The following is a 14650-nucleotide window of genomic DNA, read 5'->3' as shown; positions in this document are numbered from 1 at the left end:
CGGATGCCTTCACTAAAGGATCTGAAAAACCGGATCGCCTCCGTCAAGGCGACGCAGAAGATCACCAAGGCGATGAAAATGGTCGCCGCGGCGAAGCTTCGGCGTGCCCAGGAGGCGGCTGAGGCCGCACGGCCCTATTCGCAGCGCATGGGCGCCGTTCTTGCCAACATCACGGCTGCCGTCAGCGATGCTGACGGTGCGCCGCTCCTGATGACCGGCACCGGCAAGAGCGATGTGCATCTGCTGGTGGTCTGCACGGCTGAACGCGGCCTTTGCGGCGGCTTCAATTCGCAGATCGCACGCTTTGCCCGCGATCACGTTCGCAAGCTGCTCGCCGAAGGCAAGACCGTGAAGATCTTCACCGTCGGCAAGAAGGGCTACGATATCCTGCGTCGCGAGTTCGCTTCGTTGATCGTCGAGCGCAAGGAATTGCGCGACGTCAAGCGCGTGGGCTTCGAAAATGCCGATGCTCTCGGCAAGCGCATCATCGAGATGTTCGAGGCTGGCGAGTTCGACGTCTGCACGCTGTTCTATTCCGAGTTCAAGTCGGTAATCAGCCAGGTTCCGACGGGACTACAGCTTATCCCGGCTTCGGCTCCGGCCGTTGTCGAAGAAGATGCCGCCCACAAGGGCGCTGTTTATGAATACGAGCCGGATGCGGCTTCGATCCTCGCGGACCTGATCCCGCGTAACATCTCGGTCCAGATTTTCCGCGCGCTCCTTGAGAACGTCGCCGGCGAAATGGGCTCCAAGATGAGCGCCATGGACAATGCGACGCGCAATGCTGGTGATATGATCAATAAGCTGACGCTGAGTTACAACCGTCAGCGTCAGGCGCAGATCACCAAGGAATTGATTGAAATCATTTCGGGCGCGGAAGCGCTCTGAGGCTAGGAAAGAGGTAAGATTATGGCTGACGCAGCTAAGGCCGCAGTTTCGGTCGGCAAGGTTACGCAGGTTATCGGCGCCGTCGTTGACGTTCATTTCGATGGCGATCTGCCGAAGATCCTGAATGCTCTCGAAACCAGCAACAACGGCAATCGCCTTGTTCTGGAAGTCGCGCAGCACCTCGGCGAAAACTCGGTCCGCACGATTGCCATGGACTCCACCGAAGGTCTGGTTCGCGGCCAGACCGTTTCCGACACTGGCGCGCCGATCTCGGTTCCGGTTGGTTACGAAACGCTGGGCCGCATCATGAACGTCATCGGTGAACCGGTTGACGAAGCCGGTCCGCTGATCACCGCTACCAAGCGCTCGATCCACCAGGAAGCTCCGTCTTACGTCGAGCAGTCCACCGAAGGCCAGATCCTGGTCACTGGCATCAAGGTCGTCGACCTGCTCGCACCTTACGCAAAGGGCGGCAAGATCGGCCTGTTCGGCGGCGCTGGCGTCGGCAAGACCGTTCTCATCATGGAACTGATCAACAACGTCGCCAAGGCGCACGGTGGTTACTCGGTGTTCGCAGGCGTGGGTGAACGTACCCGCGAAGGCAACGACCTTTACCACGAAATGATCGAATCCGGCGTCAACAAGCATGGCGGCGGCGAAGGCTCCAAGGCTGCGCTGGTTTACGGCCAGATGAACGAACCGCCGGGCGCCCGCGCTCGCGTCGCCCTGACCGGTCTGACGGTTGCCGAAAACTTCCGCGATGAAGGCCAGGACGTTCTGTTCTTCGTCGACAATATCTTCCGCTTCACCCAGGCAGGTTCGGAAGTGTCGGCTCTGCTCGGCCGTATTCCTTCGGCCGTGGGCTATCAGCCGACGCTCGCAACCGACATGGGCCAGATGCAGGAACGCATCACCACGACGACCAAGGGTTCGATCACCTCGGTTCAGGCCATTTACGTTCCGGCCGACGACTTGACCGACCCGGCGCCTGCTACCTCGTTCGCCCACTTGGACGCAACGACGGTTCTGTCGCGCTCGATCGCTGAAAAGGGCATCTACCCGGCCGTCGACCCGCTCGACTCCACCTCGCGCATGCTCGACCCGCTGGTCGTCGGCGAAGAGCACTATGAAATCGCTCGTAAGGTTCAGTCGACCCTGCAGCGTTACAAGTCTCTCCAGGACATCATCGCGATCTTGGGCATGGACGAACTGTCGGAAGAAGACAAGCTGTCCGTTGCCCGCGCCCGCAAGATCGAACGCTTCCTGTCGCAGCCGTTCTTCGTGGCCGAAATCTTCACCGGTGCGCCGGGCAAGCTCGTCGCTCTCGAAGACACGATCAAGGGCTTCAAGGGCCTGGTCAACGGCGATTACGATCACCTGCCGGAAGCTGCTTTCTACATGGTCGGCTCGATCGAGGAAGCGATCGAAAAGGCCAAGAAGCTGGCTGCCTGATAAGGCCAATCCAACGGCGCGCGGTTTTGCGTGCGCCGTTGCCTTGAAATGAAGACAATCGAGAAGTGACCGGTCATGGCTGACAATTTCAATTTCGAACTGGTGTCTCCGGAGCGTCTGCTTCTGTCGGAGCAGGTTATCGATGTCGTCATCCCTGCCAGCGAAGGCGAGATGACCGTCATGGCTCACCATGCGCCGACCATGACCACGATCAAGCCAGGCGTCGTCAAGGTGCATTCGGCTTCGGGCAAGAAGCAGGATTACGTCGTGTTCGGCGGTTTCGCCGACATTCTGCCGACCGGCTGTACGCTGCTTGCCGAATCCGCGATCCCGGTCGAGGACCTCAGCAACGACGAACTGACGCGCCGCATCAATATCGCCAAGGCCGAACTCGAGGATGCCGAGCATCACGAGCACAAATCCCGCCTTGAGCATTTCATCATGGAATTGTCGCATCTGCGCGGATCGATCCAGAACGATTGATCCAGCAGTTCAGCCTGCGGTTTCGAACGAAAGCGGCCTTTCTCGGCCGCTTTTTTGTTGCTCCGTCGAGGCTACAGCGCCGCGCGTCACATGTGACGCGCAAAGGTCGCTGTAACACTTTAAATCTGCTGCATAATTTTATCCTCAAATCGATTCCGATTTAAGGAATTATGCAGTAGGTTTGCCAGCAGGTGCCTGTGCAGCTGTCCGGCCTCGGGTGAGAGAGTGCGGAAGCGCGGTGCGCCGAGATAGTAGCCGAAACCGCTTTCGACCTGGTCGTTGCCGATCGTGACCAGTGCGCCGGAGTGCAGATATTCTTCGATAAGCCCGAGGCTGCCGAGTGCGATGCCCTCGCCGCGCAAGGCGGCCTCGACCGCCATGATATAGGTGGAGAAGGATAGCCTTGGGCGGGGCAGCTTGCTCTTCAACGGATCGCCGATGCGGCCGAACCATTGGCGAAAGCTGATCCAGTGGGCGTTGGCGCGCTCATAGTCGATCAGATCGAGCCCGGCGATATCGGACGATGTCAGCGCCCGCGGATCGAGGCCACGGCTTGCGAGGTAGTCCGGCGAGGCGACCGGCACCAGCACTTCCTTCATCAGCGGCGTCAGGCTCCAGCGGGGGTGTTCGCCGGTGGAGTAGATGATGATGAGATCATTGGTTTCCGACGCCAGTTCCGAATGCACGTCCGTCGTCAGCAGGCGCACGGAAATGCCGGGGCTTTCCTTGCCGAAATCCCTGAGCCTCTTCCCGAGCCAGAGATGCGAGATCGAGCCACTGGCGGCGATGGAAATGATTTCGCCGCTGCCGGCCCGAAATGGCTCCAGGCTCTCTTCAAGATATTCGAGCGTTGCCCGCACACGCTGAAACAGCCGCTCGCCCTCCGGCGTCAGCGCCAGGTTCCGGCCGCGCCGCGTGAAGAGGGCCGCCCCAAGGTGATCCTCCAGCCCCTTGATGCGCCGGCTGACGGCGGCCTGGGTGATGTTCAGCTCGCGGCCGGCGCGGGAAAAGTTCATCGCGCGGGCTGCGGCATCGAACACGCGGAAGGCTTCCAGCGGTATCTTCTCGAGCATCGTCTCTCCATAACTTCAGATCATCAATATCCCCGATAAATGCCCGGATTTGAAGAGCTGAAATTGTGATGCAGGATGAGGACATCGTCATCGACCGCATTTTTCTGGGTGATCCGCCGTGTCCTTCTCCATTTCCGCCATTCCTGACATCCGTTTCGGTGACGGCGCGCTCGCTGGCCTTGCGACCGCCGTCAAATCCTTCGATGGCGTCGCTGCCACGCTTCTGGTGATCGATGCATTTTTGGCGCAATCGGGCCTCGCGGATAGGATCAAGGCCGATCTGGCCGGGGCGGGGATCTCGACAGAGGTTTTCTCTAACTTCTCCGGCGAGCCGAAGCTCGCGCATCTCCGCGCGGCGATGGAGGTGGCCAAGGGGGCGGATATGGTGATCGGTGTCGGCGGCGGCTCGGCCCTGGATATCGCCAAGATCGTCGCCTGCTGTGCCGCTTCGGGCGTCGACCCGATGTTCTATGCGCTCGCGGTCAATCCGCTACCGAAGACGCCGTTGAAGAAGATCATGGTGCCGACCACCGCCGGCACCGGCTCGGAGACTTCGGCCACCAACATCTTCGCCGGCCCGGAGGGCAAGAAGCTGTGGATCTGGGGGCCAGAAACCAAGGCCGATCTCGTCATCCTCGATCCAGCTCTCACCACGACGCTGCCGGCCAGCCTTACCGCCTGGTGCGGCCTCGACGCCTTCATTCATGCCTTCGAGGCAGCGACCAACCGCAACACCCATCGCGGCGCGCAGTTCTACGCACATCAGGCGCTGCGGCTGATCACCAGCTCGCTGGAGACGGCGGTGAAGGAGCCCGGTAATCTCGATGCGCGCGGCGATGTGTTGCTCGGCTCCTGCTTTGCCGGCATCGCCATCGACAATTGCGGCACGGCGATCGCCCATAATATCAGCCATGCGCTGGCGGGTCTCGCGCCGGTTCACCATGGGCTGGCGACCGCGCTCGGCTTCGAGGCGACGCTGCCATGGCTGGTCGAGGCGGATACGGATGAGTTCAATGCTTCGGCGAAAGCCTGCGGTCTTGAAAGTGCCGCCGCGCTGCCCGCCTTCGTCTCCGACTGGATGGATCGCTGCGGCATCGTCCGCGCCCTGCCGGCCGGCTTCAAGCCCTTCGATGCGGCCGATCTGGCGCAGGAAATGCGCGCTCCGGAAAACCAGCCGATGCGGCGCTCGACCGTCCGCGATGTGACGGAAACGGATATCGACCGCTTCGCCGCCGCCGTCATGGCGCTGCCGAAAGGAATTTGAGATGACCAGGGATTATACGCGCGACTATTGGGAGAATGTTCTCTCTGGCCTGAAGCTCGAGGGACGGCACTTCATCGGCGGCGCCTATCGTGCCTCCTCCTCTGGCGAGACTTTCACCCGCATCCGCCCGATGGATGGCAAGCCCGGCGCAGAGCTGGCGCGCGGCAATGCCGACGATATCGATGCGGCGGTCGCTGCCGCCCGGGCGGCCTTCGAAAGTGGTGTCTGGCGCAAGAAGGAGCCGCTGGAAAAGAAGAGGATCATGCTGAAATGGGCCGAACTCATCCGCGCCCATGGCGAGGAGCTCGCCATGCTGGAGACGCTGGATGTCGGCAAACCTGTCATGGCGTCGCTCACCGTCGATGTTCGCCTCTGTGCGGACGGCATCCAGTTTTACGGCGAGATGATCGACAAGATCTATGACGAGATCGCGCCGACCGGGCCGAACGCCCGCGCCCTGGTGCGCAAGGTGCCGCTCGGTGTCGTCGGCGCAATCACGCCGTGGAACTATCCGATGATCATCGATGCCTGGAAGCTGGGGCCGTCTATCGCTGCCGGCAATTCCGTGGTGTTGAAGCCGGCGGAGCAATCCTCGCTCTCGGCGATCCGCCTTGCCGAGCTTGGCTTCGAAGCGGGCTTGCCTGCCGGTGTTCTCAACGTCGTCACCGGCTATGGCGAGGAGACGGGCAAGCCGCTGGCGCTGCACATGGATGTCGACATGATCGCCTTCACAGGCTCGACCGAGGTCGGCAAGTTGATCATGGGCTATGCGGCGCAATCGAACGTGAAACGCGTGGCGCTGGAGCTCGGTGGCAAGTCGCCGCTGGTCGTCTTCGAGGATGCCGATCTCGATGCGGCCGCAAGTGCCGTCGCCTGGGGCTGTTTCTATAATTCCGGCGAGACCTGCCATGCCTCGACGCGGTTGATCGTGCAGCGTTCCGTGCAAGACAAGCTGATCACAAAGATTGAGGCGGTGACGCGCTCCGACATCGCGCTGAAGCATCCGCTCGACCCTACCGCCCAGATCGGCGCGCTGATCGAGGAAGAGCATATGAACAAGGTGCTTGCGATGATCGCCGCCGGCGAAAAAGAGGGTGCACGCCGCGCCTTCGGGGCCGAGCGCGTACTCAGCGAAACGGGCGGCTATTATGTCTCGCCCGGCGTTTTCGTCGACGTGACCAATGATATGAGCCTGGCACGGCAGGAGATTTTTGGGCCGGTGCTCGCCGCCATTCCCTTCGATACCGAGGAACAGGCGCTGAAGATCGCCAACGACACGATCTATGGTCTCGCCGGCGCCGTCTTCACCAGGGATATGGACCGTGCCCATCGCTTTTCCGAGGCGATCCATGCGGGTACGGTGTGGATCAACACCTATGACATGTCGAACTTCGCCACGCCTTTCGGCGGCTTCAAGCAATCCGGTTTCGGTCGCGATCGCTCGGTGCATGCGATCGACAAATATTGCGACTACAAGACCATCTGGCAGCAGTTCGGCTGAGATTTACGGGGAGGCACTATCATGAGCAAGATCGTTTCCATCGAGATCAGCCATCACCGGTTGCCGCTCGATCCGCCGTTCAAGGCGAGCTGGGACGGCCGGCCGCGCCGGAATTTCGATGCGACGATCGTCCGCGTCCGCGACGATGAAGGCCGCGAAGGCGTTGGCTCCGGCGACCTGATGAAGGGTTTCGAGGGTCATGAGGATCTGTTCATCGGCGAGGACCCACGGCATCTGGAACGCCATTACGAAGTCCTGTCGCATATCAATTTCCACTATGGCCGCTGCTGGCCGATGGATCTGGCGCTGTGGGATCTCTCCGGCAAGATCACCGGCGAGCCGGTCTGGCGCATGCTTGGCGGCCGCGCCAGTCGCGTGCGGCTCTATGCGTCCTCCGGCGTGCTTCGCGAGCCGGCCGCAATGGCGGACCAGGCCGAGCGCTATATCGCTGAGGGATTTCCGGCGATGAAGGTGCGCTTCTCTTCATCGTCCGGCGGTCGTTGCGGCTGGCGTGACGATGTGAAGGCGCTGGAGGCGGTCCGCGCACGGGTCGGCGACCGGCTGGAGCTGATGGTCGACTGCAATCAGGGTTGGCGCATGCCGTGGGACACGACGCTGTCCTGGACCTTCAAGGACGCGCTGACGGTGGCAAGGGAGCTGGAACGGCTCGGCGTCTACTGGATGGAAGAGCCGCTGCACCGCTCCGACCGCAAGGGCATGAAGGAGCTGAAGCAGGCGACATCGCTGCGCATTGCCGGCGGTGAGATGACGCGCGAGCTTTATGAATTCCGCGATATCATCGAGGAACGCGCTTTCGATGTCGTCCAGCCCGACGTGGCGCTGGTCGGCGGCATCACCGGCTGCCGGCGGCTGGCCTATCAGGCGCGCGAGGCCGGCGTGCAATTCACCCCGCACTCCTGGACGAACGGTATCGGCGTGCTGGCGAACGCGCATCTAAGCGCCGGCGTCGGCGATGTGGCCTGGCTCGAATATCCCTACGACAATCCGGAATGGAGCGAGGCCCGCCGCGACTATCCGATGGCGTCGCCGCTCAAGCATCAGGATGGCTGGCTGGATCTTGGTGAGGCACCGGGTCTCGGCGTCGTTCTCGATGAGGAGCGTCTGAATGCCACGCGTATCTGACAGGATGCTCGGCAACCCTAGTCGAGCTTTTTGCCGTCCAGCGGTGTCCGTTGGGCGGCCTTTTTGTCAGGCTTGGACGGTCTTGCTTGCCGATTGCTCGCGGGTGCGAGCCCAGCGCATGACGGGGCGCTCCAGGAAGACATAGCTGAGGGTGCCGATTGCGAAGATGATGACGGTCGCGACCAGGCTCGAGGTGAACCATCCGCCGAACACGTCATCGGAGCCCGTGCCGAAGCTCCAGGGGGCTAGTTTCTTCATCAACAGCAAGACGATATCTTGCCAGATATAGACGCCGAAGGAGACGGTGGCGATATAGCGGCTGAGGCGATTGTCGAGAACGTGGCGGAGGGCAACCGATTGCGGCAGGAGACACAGGGCGGCGCCGATAGCGAGCGGAAAGACTGGAAAGCGGTAGGGAATGCCCAGCCAGCCGTAACCTTCCCAGCTGTCGCCGACCGACATCCAGACTTCAGCCGCACCGACCATTATGGCAAGCATGGCGACGGTGTCGTAGACCAGCGAGCGCCTCCTGGGGATCATGGTCTGGATGCCCGCCGCCAGCGTGCCGATGGCAAAGACCGCGAAAAAGCCGATCGGGTTATAGCGCGGCATCCATTCCTTTGCGCCACCCTGGAAGCCGTATTGCCAGCCGCGCCCGACGGTCTCGATCGGGATATGGGTGACGATCAGCCATTGGCAGAGAAGCGCCAGGGCGATGACGCCGAGCCAGAAGATGCGGGCTGATAGTGCCGCGCGCAGTCTCAGGGCCGGGCTGAACAACAACAGGAAAGCGATCGGCAGCAGCACATAGCAGGTCGTCTCGAAGGGGATAGACCAAAGCGGTCCGTCGCCCTCGACCGGAAAGAAGGTGCGCCAGTGCCATTGGCTCATCAGAAAGAAGCCGGCGACATAGCGTCCGGCCAGCTCGCCATCGAGCGGAAAATTATAGATCGTGAAACTCAAGATGAAGCTGACGGTCAGGGCGAGCCAGAAGCCCGGCAGGATGCGGGCGGCGCGGCGCATGCCGTAGATTGTCAACGAAGGCGGCGGCAGGCCGCCATCCAGCGCAAGCCAGAAGGGCCGCGACAGCAGAAAACCGCTGAGAACGAAGAAGACCGAGACGCCGTAATTGCCGAAGCGCGCCAGAATGAGTGGCAGGGCCAAGGCATCGGGAAGGTAACTGAAATCCATCCGCAGCACGAGATGATGAGCAAGCACCATCAGGCACGCCATGGCGCGCATGAAATCCGCTCCTCCGAGCCGTGTCTTTTGTTCCATCCTCTTCCCTCTGGAACCACCTGGATATTGGGTTAGGCCATCAAGGCGGCGTCGGCAAGGGTGTGGGTCAATCGGCGGAAGAGGAGAAGGACGCCCGGGCGCATGCGGAGCAGGCCCGAGCGCCGAACCGGTCTTCCGTACCTGCCAGAAACGGAAGAGCGGTGTTCGCTATCGATGAAGGCTTAGGCGGCGACCGAGCGATAGGGGCGGGTCTCCCGCGCAGGGTTCAATGCCGCGCTCCACCAATGCAGCCTCGCCATCATCCGTACCAGCGATTGGCGGGCCTCGATCGGGTTTTCCAGTGAGCCGTCTTCGGCGAACCGACCCCAGGGATTGGCGAAGCTGACGGTGTCGCGCACGGTGACCGCATGCAGTTCGGCAAAGACCAGCCGCAACTGCTCGACCGCGCGCAGCCCGCCGGAAATACCGCCATAGGAAACAAAGGCGACCGGCTTGCCCTGCCATGGCTCGTAGACGAGATCGAGCACGAATTTCAGCGAGGCCGTGAAGCTGTGATTGTATTCCGGCGTGACGACGATGAAGGCATCGGCATCCGAGAGACGTGCGGCAAGGGCCGCCACCGCCGGGTGCTCGCCGTCGTGGTGAACCGGCAGGCCGAAATCGAGTGGATCGATGATATCGACATCGACGAGCGGATAGTTCGCCAGCTCGCGGACGAGCCAATTGACCACACGGTCGCATAGCCGGCCCTTGCGGGTGCTGCCGTAGAGGATTGCCAGGCGGGTGGGTTCAGTCATGCAGTTGCTCCTGCTTTACGCGCTTCGGAGCAAGAGCTATAAAACCTCAAGTAAAGTTGAGGTCAATAGCCTGTCATGGAAAAAATAAACTCCGATGCATTTTCCAGATTGCTGACGGTGGGCGAGGTGGCGGCGCGCAGCGGCGTCGCGGTCTCGGCGCTGCATTTCTACGAGGCGAAAGGGCTGATCGAGAGCCATCGCAGCCGAGGTAACCAGCGGCGCTATGCCCGCGAGGTGCTACGCCGGGTGGCGGTCATTAAGGTGGCTCAACGCGTGGGAATCCCGCTTGCAGAGATCCAGGCAGCCCTCGATACACTGCCGCAAAGCCGGACGCCGACCGGCGCCGACTGGAGAAATCTATCGGCGCAATGGAAAAGCGATCTGGATGCGCGGATCAGGCGGCTGCAGGGTCTGCGCGACCAGCTCGACGGCTGCATCGGCTGCGGCTGTCTTTCGCTGCAGAGCTGTCCGCTGCGCAATCCCTTTGACGTGTTGGCCGAGGAGGGGCCGGGGCCGAGGCTGCTCGATCCCGAAGATTAAGGCGGAACGCAAGGGCCTTATGCGTGGACGCGCGTGCCGGCCATATAATCGTCCAGCGCGGCCGCCTGGTCCTTCGAGAGGTAAAGGCCCTTCTTCGAACGGCGCCAGAGAACATCCGCGGCGGTATAGGCCCATTCATGCGCCATCAGGTAGCGCACTTCCGCCTCGTAGAGATCGCTGCCGAAATTGCGGCCGAGATCGGTCAGGGCCTTGGCGTTGCCGAGGATCATGATGGCGCGGGTGCCGTAGCGGCGCACCAGCCGCCGCGCATGCGGATCGGCGAGGAAAGGATAACGCGCTTTCAGCTTGACGACCTCGGCTTCATAACCCTTGGCCGGGAAATCGCCGCCGGGGAGTGAGCTCTTGGCCGTCCATGGCGTGCCCTTGAGACCGATGGCTTCGCCGATCTTTTCCAGCGCATGTTCGCTCAGGCGGCGATAGGTGGTGAGTTTGCCGCCGAAGACGTTGAGCAGCGGCGCCTGACCTTCGGCGCCCTCGACTTTCAGCACATAGTCGCGGGTTGCCTCCTGCGCCTTGGTGGCGCCGTCGTCATAGAGCGGGCGTACGGCGGAATAGGTCCAGACGATATCCTCGGGGCGAACCGGCTCCTTGAAATATTCGCTGGCGGCATTGCAGAGATAGGCGGTTTCCTCTTCGGAAATCCTCACATCCTTCGGATCGTCCTTATAGTCGCGATCCGTGGTGCCGATCAGGGTGAAGTCCTGCTCATAGGGGATGGCGAAGATGATGCGGTTATCCGGATTCTGGAAGAAGTAGGCGCGCGGATCGTCGAACTTCTTGCGAACGACGATGTGGCTGCCCTGCACCAGGCGGACATTGTGCGCCTGGTTGTTGCCGAAGGCGTCGGAGAGAACATGGTCGACCCAGGGGCCGGCGGCGTTGATCAGCATGCGCGACTTGAAGACATGCTTCTCGCCGGTGACGGTATCCTGCGTTTCGATCGTCCAGATGGTGCCATCGCGGCGGGCAGAGGTGACCTTGGTGCGCGGCATGATCATGGCGCCACGGTCGGCGGCATCACGGGCGTTGAGCACCACCATGCGGGCGTCATCCACCCAGCCGTCGGAATATTCGAAGGCCTTGGTGAACAGCGACTTCAGCGGCTTGCCCGCCTGGTCGGTCTTCATGTCGAGCGTCGCTGTCGCCGGCAAGAGCTTGCGGCCGCCGAGATGGTCGTAAAGGAAAAGGCCGAGGCGGATGAGCCAGGCAGGACGGATGCCGCCCTTGTGATAGGGCAGGACGAAACGCATCGGCCAGATGATGTGCGGCGCCATCGCCCAAAGCACTTCGCGCTCCATCAGCGATTCGCGCACCAGGCGGAATTCGTAATGTTCGAGATAGCGCAGGCCGCCATGGATCAGCTTAGTGGCGCCGGACGATGTGCCGGAGGCGAAATCGTTCATCTCGGCAAGCGCAACCTTGTAGCCGCGCCCGACGGCGTCACGGGCGATGCCGCAGCCGTTGATGCCGCCGCCAATGACGAAAATGTCGTGGATTTGCTCGCTCACGCGCCCCTCCGCAAAGCGTCCGCCATCTTGAAAGATGGATAATTCGAAAATCAATCCATCTAAAGCGAAATCAATACGAATGTCAAACGAACGTTTCTTGACGGGCTTTGCGCGAGATCAACTCTGTCGGCGCTCGGTTTCGACCAAGCGAACGCCGTGTTCGGCGGCGGCTATACGCACGGATTCGACGCGGCATTCGTCGGTGACGAAGGTGTGGACCTGAGACAGGTGGCCGATGCGCACCGGTGCGGTGCGCTCGAACTTGGTGCTGTCGGCGACCAGGATGACATGGCGGGCATTGGCGATGATTGCCTGCGCCACTTTCACTTCGCGGAAATCGAAATCCAGAAGCGCGCCGTCGGAATCGATGGCGGAGGTGCCGATGACGGCATAGTCCACCTTGAATTGCCGAATGAAATCGACCGCCGCTTCGCCGACGATGCCGCCATCCGAGCCGCGCACGACGCCGCCGGCAATGACGACCTCGATCGATGGGAAAATCCGTAACTTGTTGGCGACATTGATATTGTTGGTGATTACCATCAATTCGTGATGGCCGAGAAGCGCCTCGCCGACCGCTTCCGTGGTGGTGCCGATATTGATGAAAAGTGAGCTATTGTTGGGAATGAGCCCGGCGGCGGCGCGGCCGATCGCCTGCTTTTCCGGAGCGGCGATGGAGCGGCGCGCCTCGTATTTGACGTTTTCCGTGCCGCCTGGAAAGATCGCGCCACCGTGGACGCGCGATAGAACGCGGCCGTCGCAGAGATCATTCAAGTCCTTGCGGATGGTCTGCGGCGTCACGGAAAAATGCTGTGCCAGTTCCTCCACCAGCACGCGTCCCTCAGCCTTGGCGATTTCCAGAATCTCCGTCTGCCGTCCGGACAAGAACATGATCGGCGCTCCCTTTCTTTCGTTTTTTCATCATCATATGATAAAGTGAAAATTCCGCAATTGCCGAGGCGCGGAATCTGCGTTTTGAGGGGGCATCATGTTTCATCCGAAGCTATTCGAAAATCGCAACGTCGTGATCACCGGCGCCGGCCGTGGCATCGGGCTGGAAGTGGCGCGGCAGTTTCTCGATTGCAGCGCGCGGGTGCTCGTTCATGTCGGGCGCGACGGCAATCGGGAGCTGCCGGATTTTCTGCTGGAGGCTGAACTCGACCGCCGCGCTTTTCTGGTGCCGGGCGACTTTAGCGGCGAAAACGGCACGAAGGATTTTGCTGCCGCGACCGCCGGTGTGTTCGACCGTGTCGACGTGCTGGTCAACAATGCCGGCACCATGCTCGGCCGCTTTCCCGCCGGCGAATTGACTGACGAGCAATATGGCCGGATCGTCCAGCTCAATCAGACCTCCGTCGTGGAGGTGACAAGGGCGCTGCTGCCGCTGCTGCGGGCGGCGGGCCAGGCGGCGATCGTCAATACGGTATCGATCTCGGCGCTCACCGGCGGCAGCCCTGGATCGGCGATCTATTCCGCCTCCAAAGCCTTCGTCGCTACCTATTCGAAGGCTCTGGCGCGGGAACTGGCGCCGGACGGCATTCGGGTGAATTGCGTGTCGCCGGGAACCATCGCCACCGATTTCCACGAGCGCTACTCCTCGAAGGAGAAGCTTGAGCAGACCCGCAGATCGATCCCGCTGCAGCGTCTGGGCACTGCGGAGGATTGCGCGCCGGCCTATCTCTTCCTGGCGGCGCCGACCTTATCCGGCTACATCACCGGACAGGTGGTCGAGATCAATGGTGGACAGCTTATCTGCTGATAAAACGGACCTTTTTTGGTATTCCACCATCTTTTGAACCAGCTCCCATTCATAATATTATACGCATATCTGCATGTAAAATTGTCGCCAGAGGCTATCCTATGTCGTTGTCTCCACCGCCTGGCGGTATTGCGGAGCATAATGTTGAAGAATGGAACGCGAAGGCCCGAAGGGCGAGTGTTCTGTTGAAGGCTCTGTCGCATGAGACGCGGCTGATCATTCTCTTCATACTGGCCAAGCAGGAAAAGACCGTGATGGAGATCGAGGCGATTCTCGGTTTGCAGCAGGCGGTGGTGTCGCAGCATCTGGCGCGGCTGCGGCTGGAGAAACTGGTCGAAACGCGCCGCGAGGGTCGGCTCGTTTATTACGCTGTTGCCGGTTCGGAGATTTGCGACGTGGTTGAATCGTTGCGGGAGTTCTTTTGCAAGGGTGATTGCTGAGGATGCATCGAGGCTATGCTTGCCGATCGCTAATGCCGTCTATAGAGCGGTTGTTGTCATGGGCGATGGTTTCCGAATCGTGCGGATTGGCTTGAGCTTCCATCGTTCGTGCGTGGTTCGAAAAAGACGGAGCCGACGATGACCCGCGACAGACTCTTTTTATTGCGTCCCGATTTTGAAGACCCAGCCTATCCTGGCCGGCGCTTCTATTGCTGGCATTGTGCCTTGATGGAAGGTGTCCTGGCAGCCTTTCCCGCGCTGGCGCAACGGCTTGATGTCGAGCGGATTGCCTGGCCGCGGCCAAGGCTTCCCGTCATCGCATTGGTGGGAGAGGAACATCAGTCCTTGCCGCTGCTGGTGCTGGCGGACGGTGAAACGTCGCAATATCAAACCGGTGTGTTTGAGGGCAGAGCTTTCGTATCCGACAAGGATAAGATCCTTGCCGCACTTTCGGAGCGTCATGGGTTTCCCGAGCCTCATCCGTGAATGAAAATCCGGCGATGTGATCCTGAAAGCGGACGTCTGTTGCGGCTGCGGGATGT

General features: G+C 61.1%; 15 protein-coding genes. 10 read left to right on the top strand and 5 right to left on the bottom strand.

The features are described 5' to 3' along the window. The first annotated feature begins 3 nt into the window (after nucleotides 1-3). From EX00_RS29880 to EX00_RS29870, 3 genes are all read left to right on the top strand, one after another. Complete coding sequence (locus EX00_RS29880) at nucleotides 4-888, top strand: F0F1 ATP synthase subunit gamma (RefSeq protein ID WP_047466029.1); 885 nt, start codon at nucleotides 4-6, stop codon at nucleotides 886-888. Nucleotides 889-909: 21 nt separating this feature from the next. Continuing rightward, entirely contained in the window at nucleotides 910-2340 is a 1431-nt protein-coding gene (gene atpD / locus EX00_RS29875) for a F0F1 ATP synthase subunit beta (RefSeq protein ID WP_047466027.1), read from the top strand. Between the two features lie 75 nt (nucleotides 2341-2415). Next, the gene (locus EX00_RS29870) at nucleotides 2416-2823 is read left to right on the top strand and encodes a F0F1 ATP synthase subunit epsilon (RefSeq protein ID WP_047466026.1); all 408 of its coding nucleotides are present in this window, start codon (nucleotides 2416-2418) and stop codon (nucleotides 2821-2823) included. Between the two features lie 119 nt (nucleotides 2824-2942). On the opposite strand, the gene EX00_RS29865 is transcribed toward EX00_RS29870, so the two are convergent. After that, nucleotides 2943-3896 carry a LysR substrate-binding domain-containing protein gene (locus tag EX00_RS29865; protein ID WP_052211030.1) on the bottom strand — a complete coding sequence of 318 codons (954 nt, stop codon included), beginning with the start codon at nucleotides 3894-3896 and terminating at the stop codon, nucleotides 2943-2945. A 118-nt stretch (nucleotides 3897-4014) separates the two neighbouring features. Here EX00_RS29865 and EX00_RS29860 point away from each other — a divergent pair, with 118 nt between their 5' ends. Genes EX00_RS29860 through EX00_RS29850 form a run of 3 tightly spaced genes read left to right on the top strand, consistent with a single transcriptional unit; the run spans nucleotide 4015 to nucleotide 7804 of the window. After that, nucleotides 4015-5160, top strand: coding sequence for an iron-containing alcohol dehydrogenase (locus EX00_RS29860; RefSeq protein ID WP_047466024.1), 1146 nt, complete (start codon nucleotides 4015-4017; stop codon nucleotides 5158-5160). Nucleotide 5161: 1 nt separating this feature from the next. Beyond that, complete coding sequence (locus EX00_RS29855; protein WP_047466022.1) at nucleotides 5162-6661, top strand: aldehyde dehydrogenase; 1500 nt, start codon at nucleotides 5162-5164, stop codon at nucleotides 6659-6661. A gap of 21 nt (nucleotides 6662-6682) precedes the next feature. Beyond that, the gene (locus EX00_RS29850) at nucleotides 6683-7804 is read left to right on the top strand and encodes a mandelate racemase/muconate lactonizing enzyme family protein (protein ID WP_047466019.1); all 1122 of its coding nucleotides are present in this window, start codon (nucleotides 6683-6685) and stop codon (nucleotides 7802-7804) included. A gap of 66 nt (nucleotides 7805-7870) precedes the next feature. Here the strand turns inward: EX00_RS29850 and EX00_RS29845 are convergent, their stop codons facing one another. After that, complete coding sequence (locus tag EX00_RS29845) at nucleotides 7871-9082, bottom strand: acyltransferase family protein (RefSeq protein ID WP_047466017.1); 1212 nt, start codon at nucleotides 9080-9082, stop codon at nucleotides 7871-7873. Nucleotides 9083-9264: 182 nt separating this feature from the next. Beyond that, nucleotides 9265-9840 (bottom strand): NADPH-dependent FMN reductase, encoded by a 576-nt coding sequence (locus tag EX00_RS29840; RefSeq protein ID WP_047466014.1) that lies wholly within the window; start codon nucleotides 9838-9840, stop codon nucleotides 9265-9267. A 75-nt stretch (nucleotides 9841-9915) separates the two neighbouring features. Here EX00_RS29840 and soxR point away from each other — a divergent pair, with 75 nt between their 5' ends. Next, nucleotides 9916-10380 (top strand): redox-sensitive transcriptional activator SoxR, encoded by a 465-nt coding sequence (soxR, locus tag EX00_RS29835; RefSeq protein ID WP_047466012.1) that lies wholly within the window; start codon nucleotides 9916-9918, stop codon nucleotides 10378-10380. A 17-nt stretch (nucleotides 10381-10397) separates the two neighbouring features. Here the strand turns inward: soxR and glpD are convergent, their stop codons facing one another. Both glpD and EX00_RS29825 read right to left on the bottom strand, forming a co-directional pair. Continuing rightward, complete coding sequence (glpD, locus tag EX00_RS29830) at nucleotides 10398-11909, bottom strand: glycerol-3-phosphate dehydrogenase (protein WP_047466390.1); 1512 nt, start codon at nucleotides 11907-11909, stop codon at nucleotides 10398-10400. 117 nt (nucleotides 11910-12026) lie between these two features. Beyond that, complete coding sequence (locus EX00_RS29825; RefSeq protein WP_047466009.1) at nucleotides 12027-12800, bottom strand: DeoR/GlpR family DNA-binding transcription regulator; 774 nt, start codon at nucleotides 12798-12800, stop codon at nucleotides 12027-12029. Between the two features lie 97 nt (nucleotides 12801-12897). Between EX00_RS29825 and EX00_RS29820 the strand changes: the two genes are divergently transcribed. The 3 genes from EX00_RS29820 (at nucleotide 12898) to EX00_RS29810 (ending at nucleotide 14594) form a co-directional block, all read left to right on the top strand. Further along, nucleotides 12898-13668: an SDR family NAD(P)-dependent oxidoreductase gene (locus EX00_RS29820; protein ID WP_047466004.1), complete on the top strand. Its 771-nt coding sequence runs from the start codon at nucleotides 12898-12900 to the stop codon at nucleotides 13666-13668. A gap of 101 nt (nucleotides 13669-13769) precedes the next feature. Next, nucleotides 13770-14108 carry an ArsR/SmtB family transcription factor gene (locus EX00_RS29815; RefSeq protein WP_047466001.1) on the top strand — a complete coding sequence of 113 codons (339 nt, stop codon included), beginning with the start codon at nucleotides 13770-13772 and terminating at the stop codon, nucleotides 14106-14108. 138 nt (nucleotides 14109-14246) lie between these two features. After that, the gene (locus EX00_RS29810; RefSeq protein ID WP_047465999.1) at nucleotides 14247-14594 is read left to right on the top strand and encodes a DUF3088 domain-containing protein; all 348 of its coding nucleotides are present in this window, start codon (nucleotides 14247-14249) and stop codon (nucleotides 14592-14594) included. The last annotated feature ends 56 nt before the right edge of the window (nucleotides 14595-14650 follow it).

Source organism: Martinezella rhizogenes, assembly GCF_000799715.1.
In the GTDB taxonomy this organism is placed as follows: domain Bacteria; phylum Pseudomonadota; class Alphaproteobacteria; order Rhizobiales; family Rhizobiaceae; genus Rhizobium; species Rhizobium rhizogenes_C.
This window is presented reverse-complemented; position numbering and strand designations above follow the sequence as displayed.

What these genes read in the sequence shown, in the direction of transcription:
- EX00_RS29880 (WP_047466029.1), top strand. Translation starts at nt 4, where the DNA reads ATGCCTTCACTAAAGGATCTGAAAAACCGGATCGCCTCCGTCAAGGCG.
- atpD (WP_047466027.1), top strand. Translation starts at nt 910, where the DNA reads ATGGCTGACGCAGCTAAGGCCGCAGTTTCGGTCGGCAAGGTTACGCAG.
- EX00_RS29870 (WP_047466026.1), top strand. Translation starts at nt 2,416, where the DNA reads ATGGCTGACAATTTCAATTTCGAACTGGTGTCTCCGGAGCGTCTGCTT.
- EX00_RS29865 (WP_052211030.1), bottom strand. Translation starts at nt 3,896, where the DNA reads ATGCTCGAGAAGATACCGCTGGAAGCCTTCCGCGTGTTCGATGCCGCA.
- EX00_RS29855 (WP_047466022.1), top strand. Translation starts at nt 5,162, where the DNA reads ATGACCAGGGATTATACGCGCGACTATTGGGAGAATGTTCTCTCTGGC.
- EX00_RS29850 (WP_047466019.1), top strand. Translation starts at nt 6,683, where the DNA reads ATGAGCAAGATCGTTTCCATCGAGATCAGCCATCACCGGTTGCCGCTC.
- EX00_RS29845 (WP_047466017.1), bottom strand. Translation starts at nt 9,082, where the DNA reads ATGGAACAAAAGACACGGCTCGGAGGAGCGGATTTCATGCGCGCCATG.
- EX00_RS29840 (WP_047466014.1), bottom strand. Translation starts at nt 9,840, where the DNA reads ATGACTGAACCCACCCGCCTGGCAATCCTCTACGGCAGCACCCGCAAG.
- soxR (WP_047466012.1), top strand. Translation starts at nt 9,916, where the DNA reads ATGGAAAAAATAAACTCCGATGCATTTTCCAGATTGCTGACGGTGGGC.
- EX00_RS29825 (WP_047466009.1), bottom strand. Translation starts at nt 12,800, where the DNA reads ATGTTCTTGTCCGGACGGCAGACGGAGATTCTGGAAATCGCCAAGGCT.
- EX00_RS29820 (WP_047466004.1), top strand. Translation starts at nt 12,898, where the DNA reads ATGTTTCATCCGAAGCTATTCGAAAATCGCAACGTCGTGATCACCGGC.
- EX00_RS29815 (WP_047466001.1), top strand. Translation starts at nt 13,770, where the DNA reads ATGTCGTTGTCTCCACCGCCTGGCGGTATTGCGGAGCATAATGTTGAA.
- EX00_RS29810 (WP_047465999.1), top strand. Translation starts at nt 14,247, where the DNA reads ATGACCCGCGACAGACTCTTTTTATTGCGTCCCGATTTTGAAGACCCA.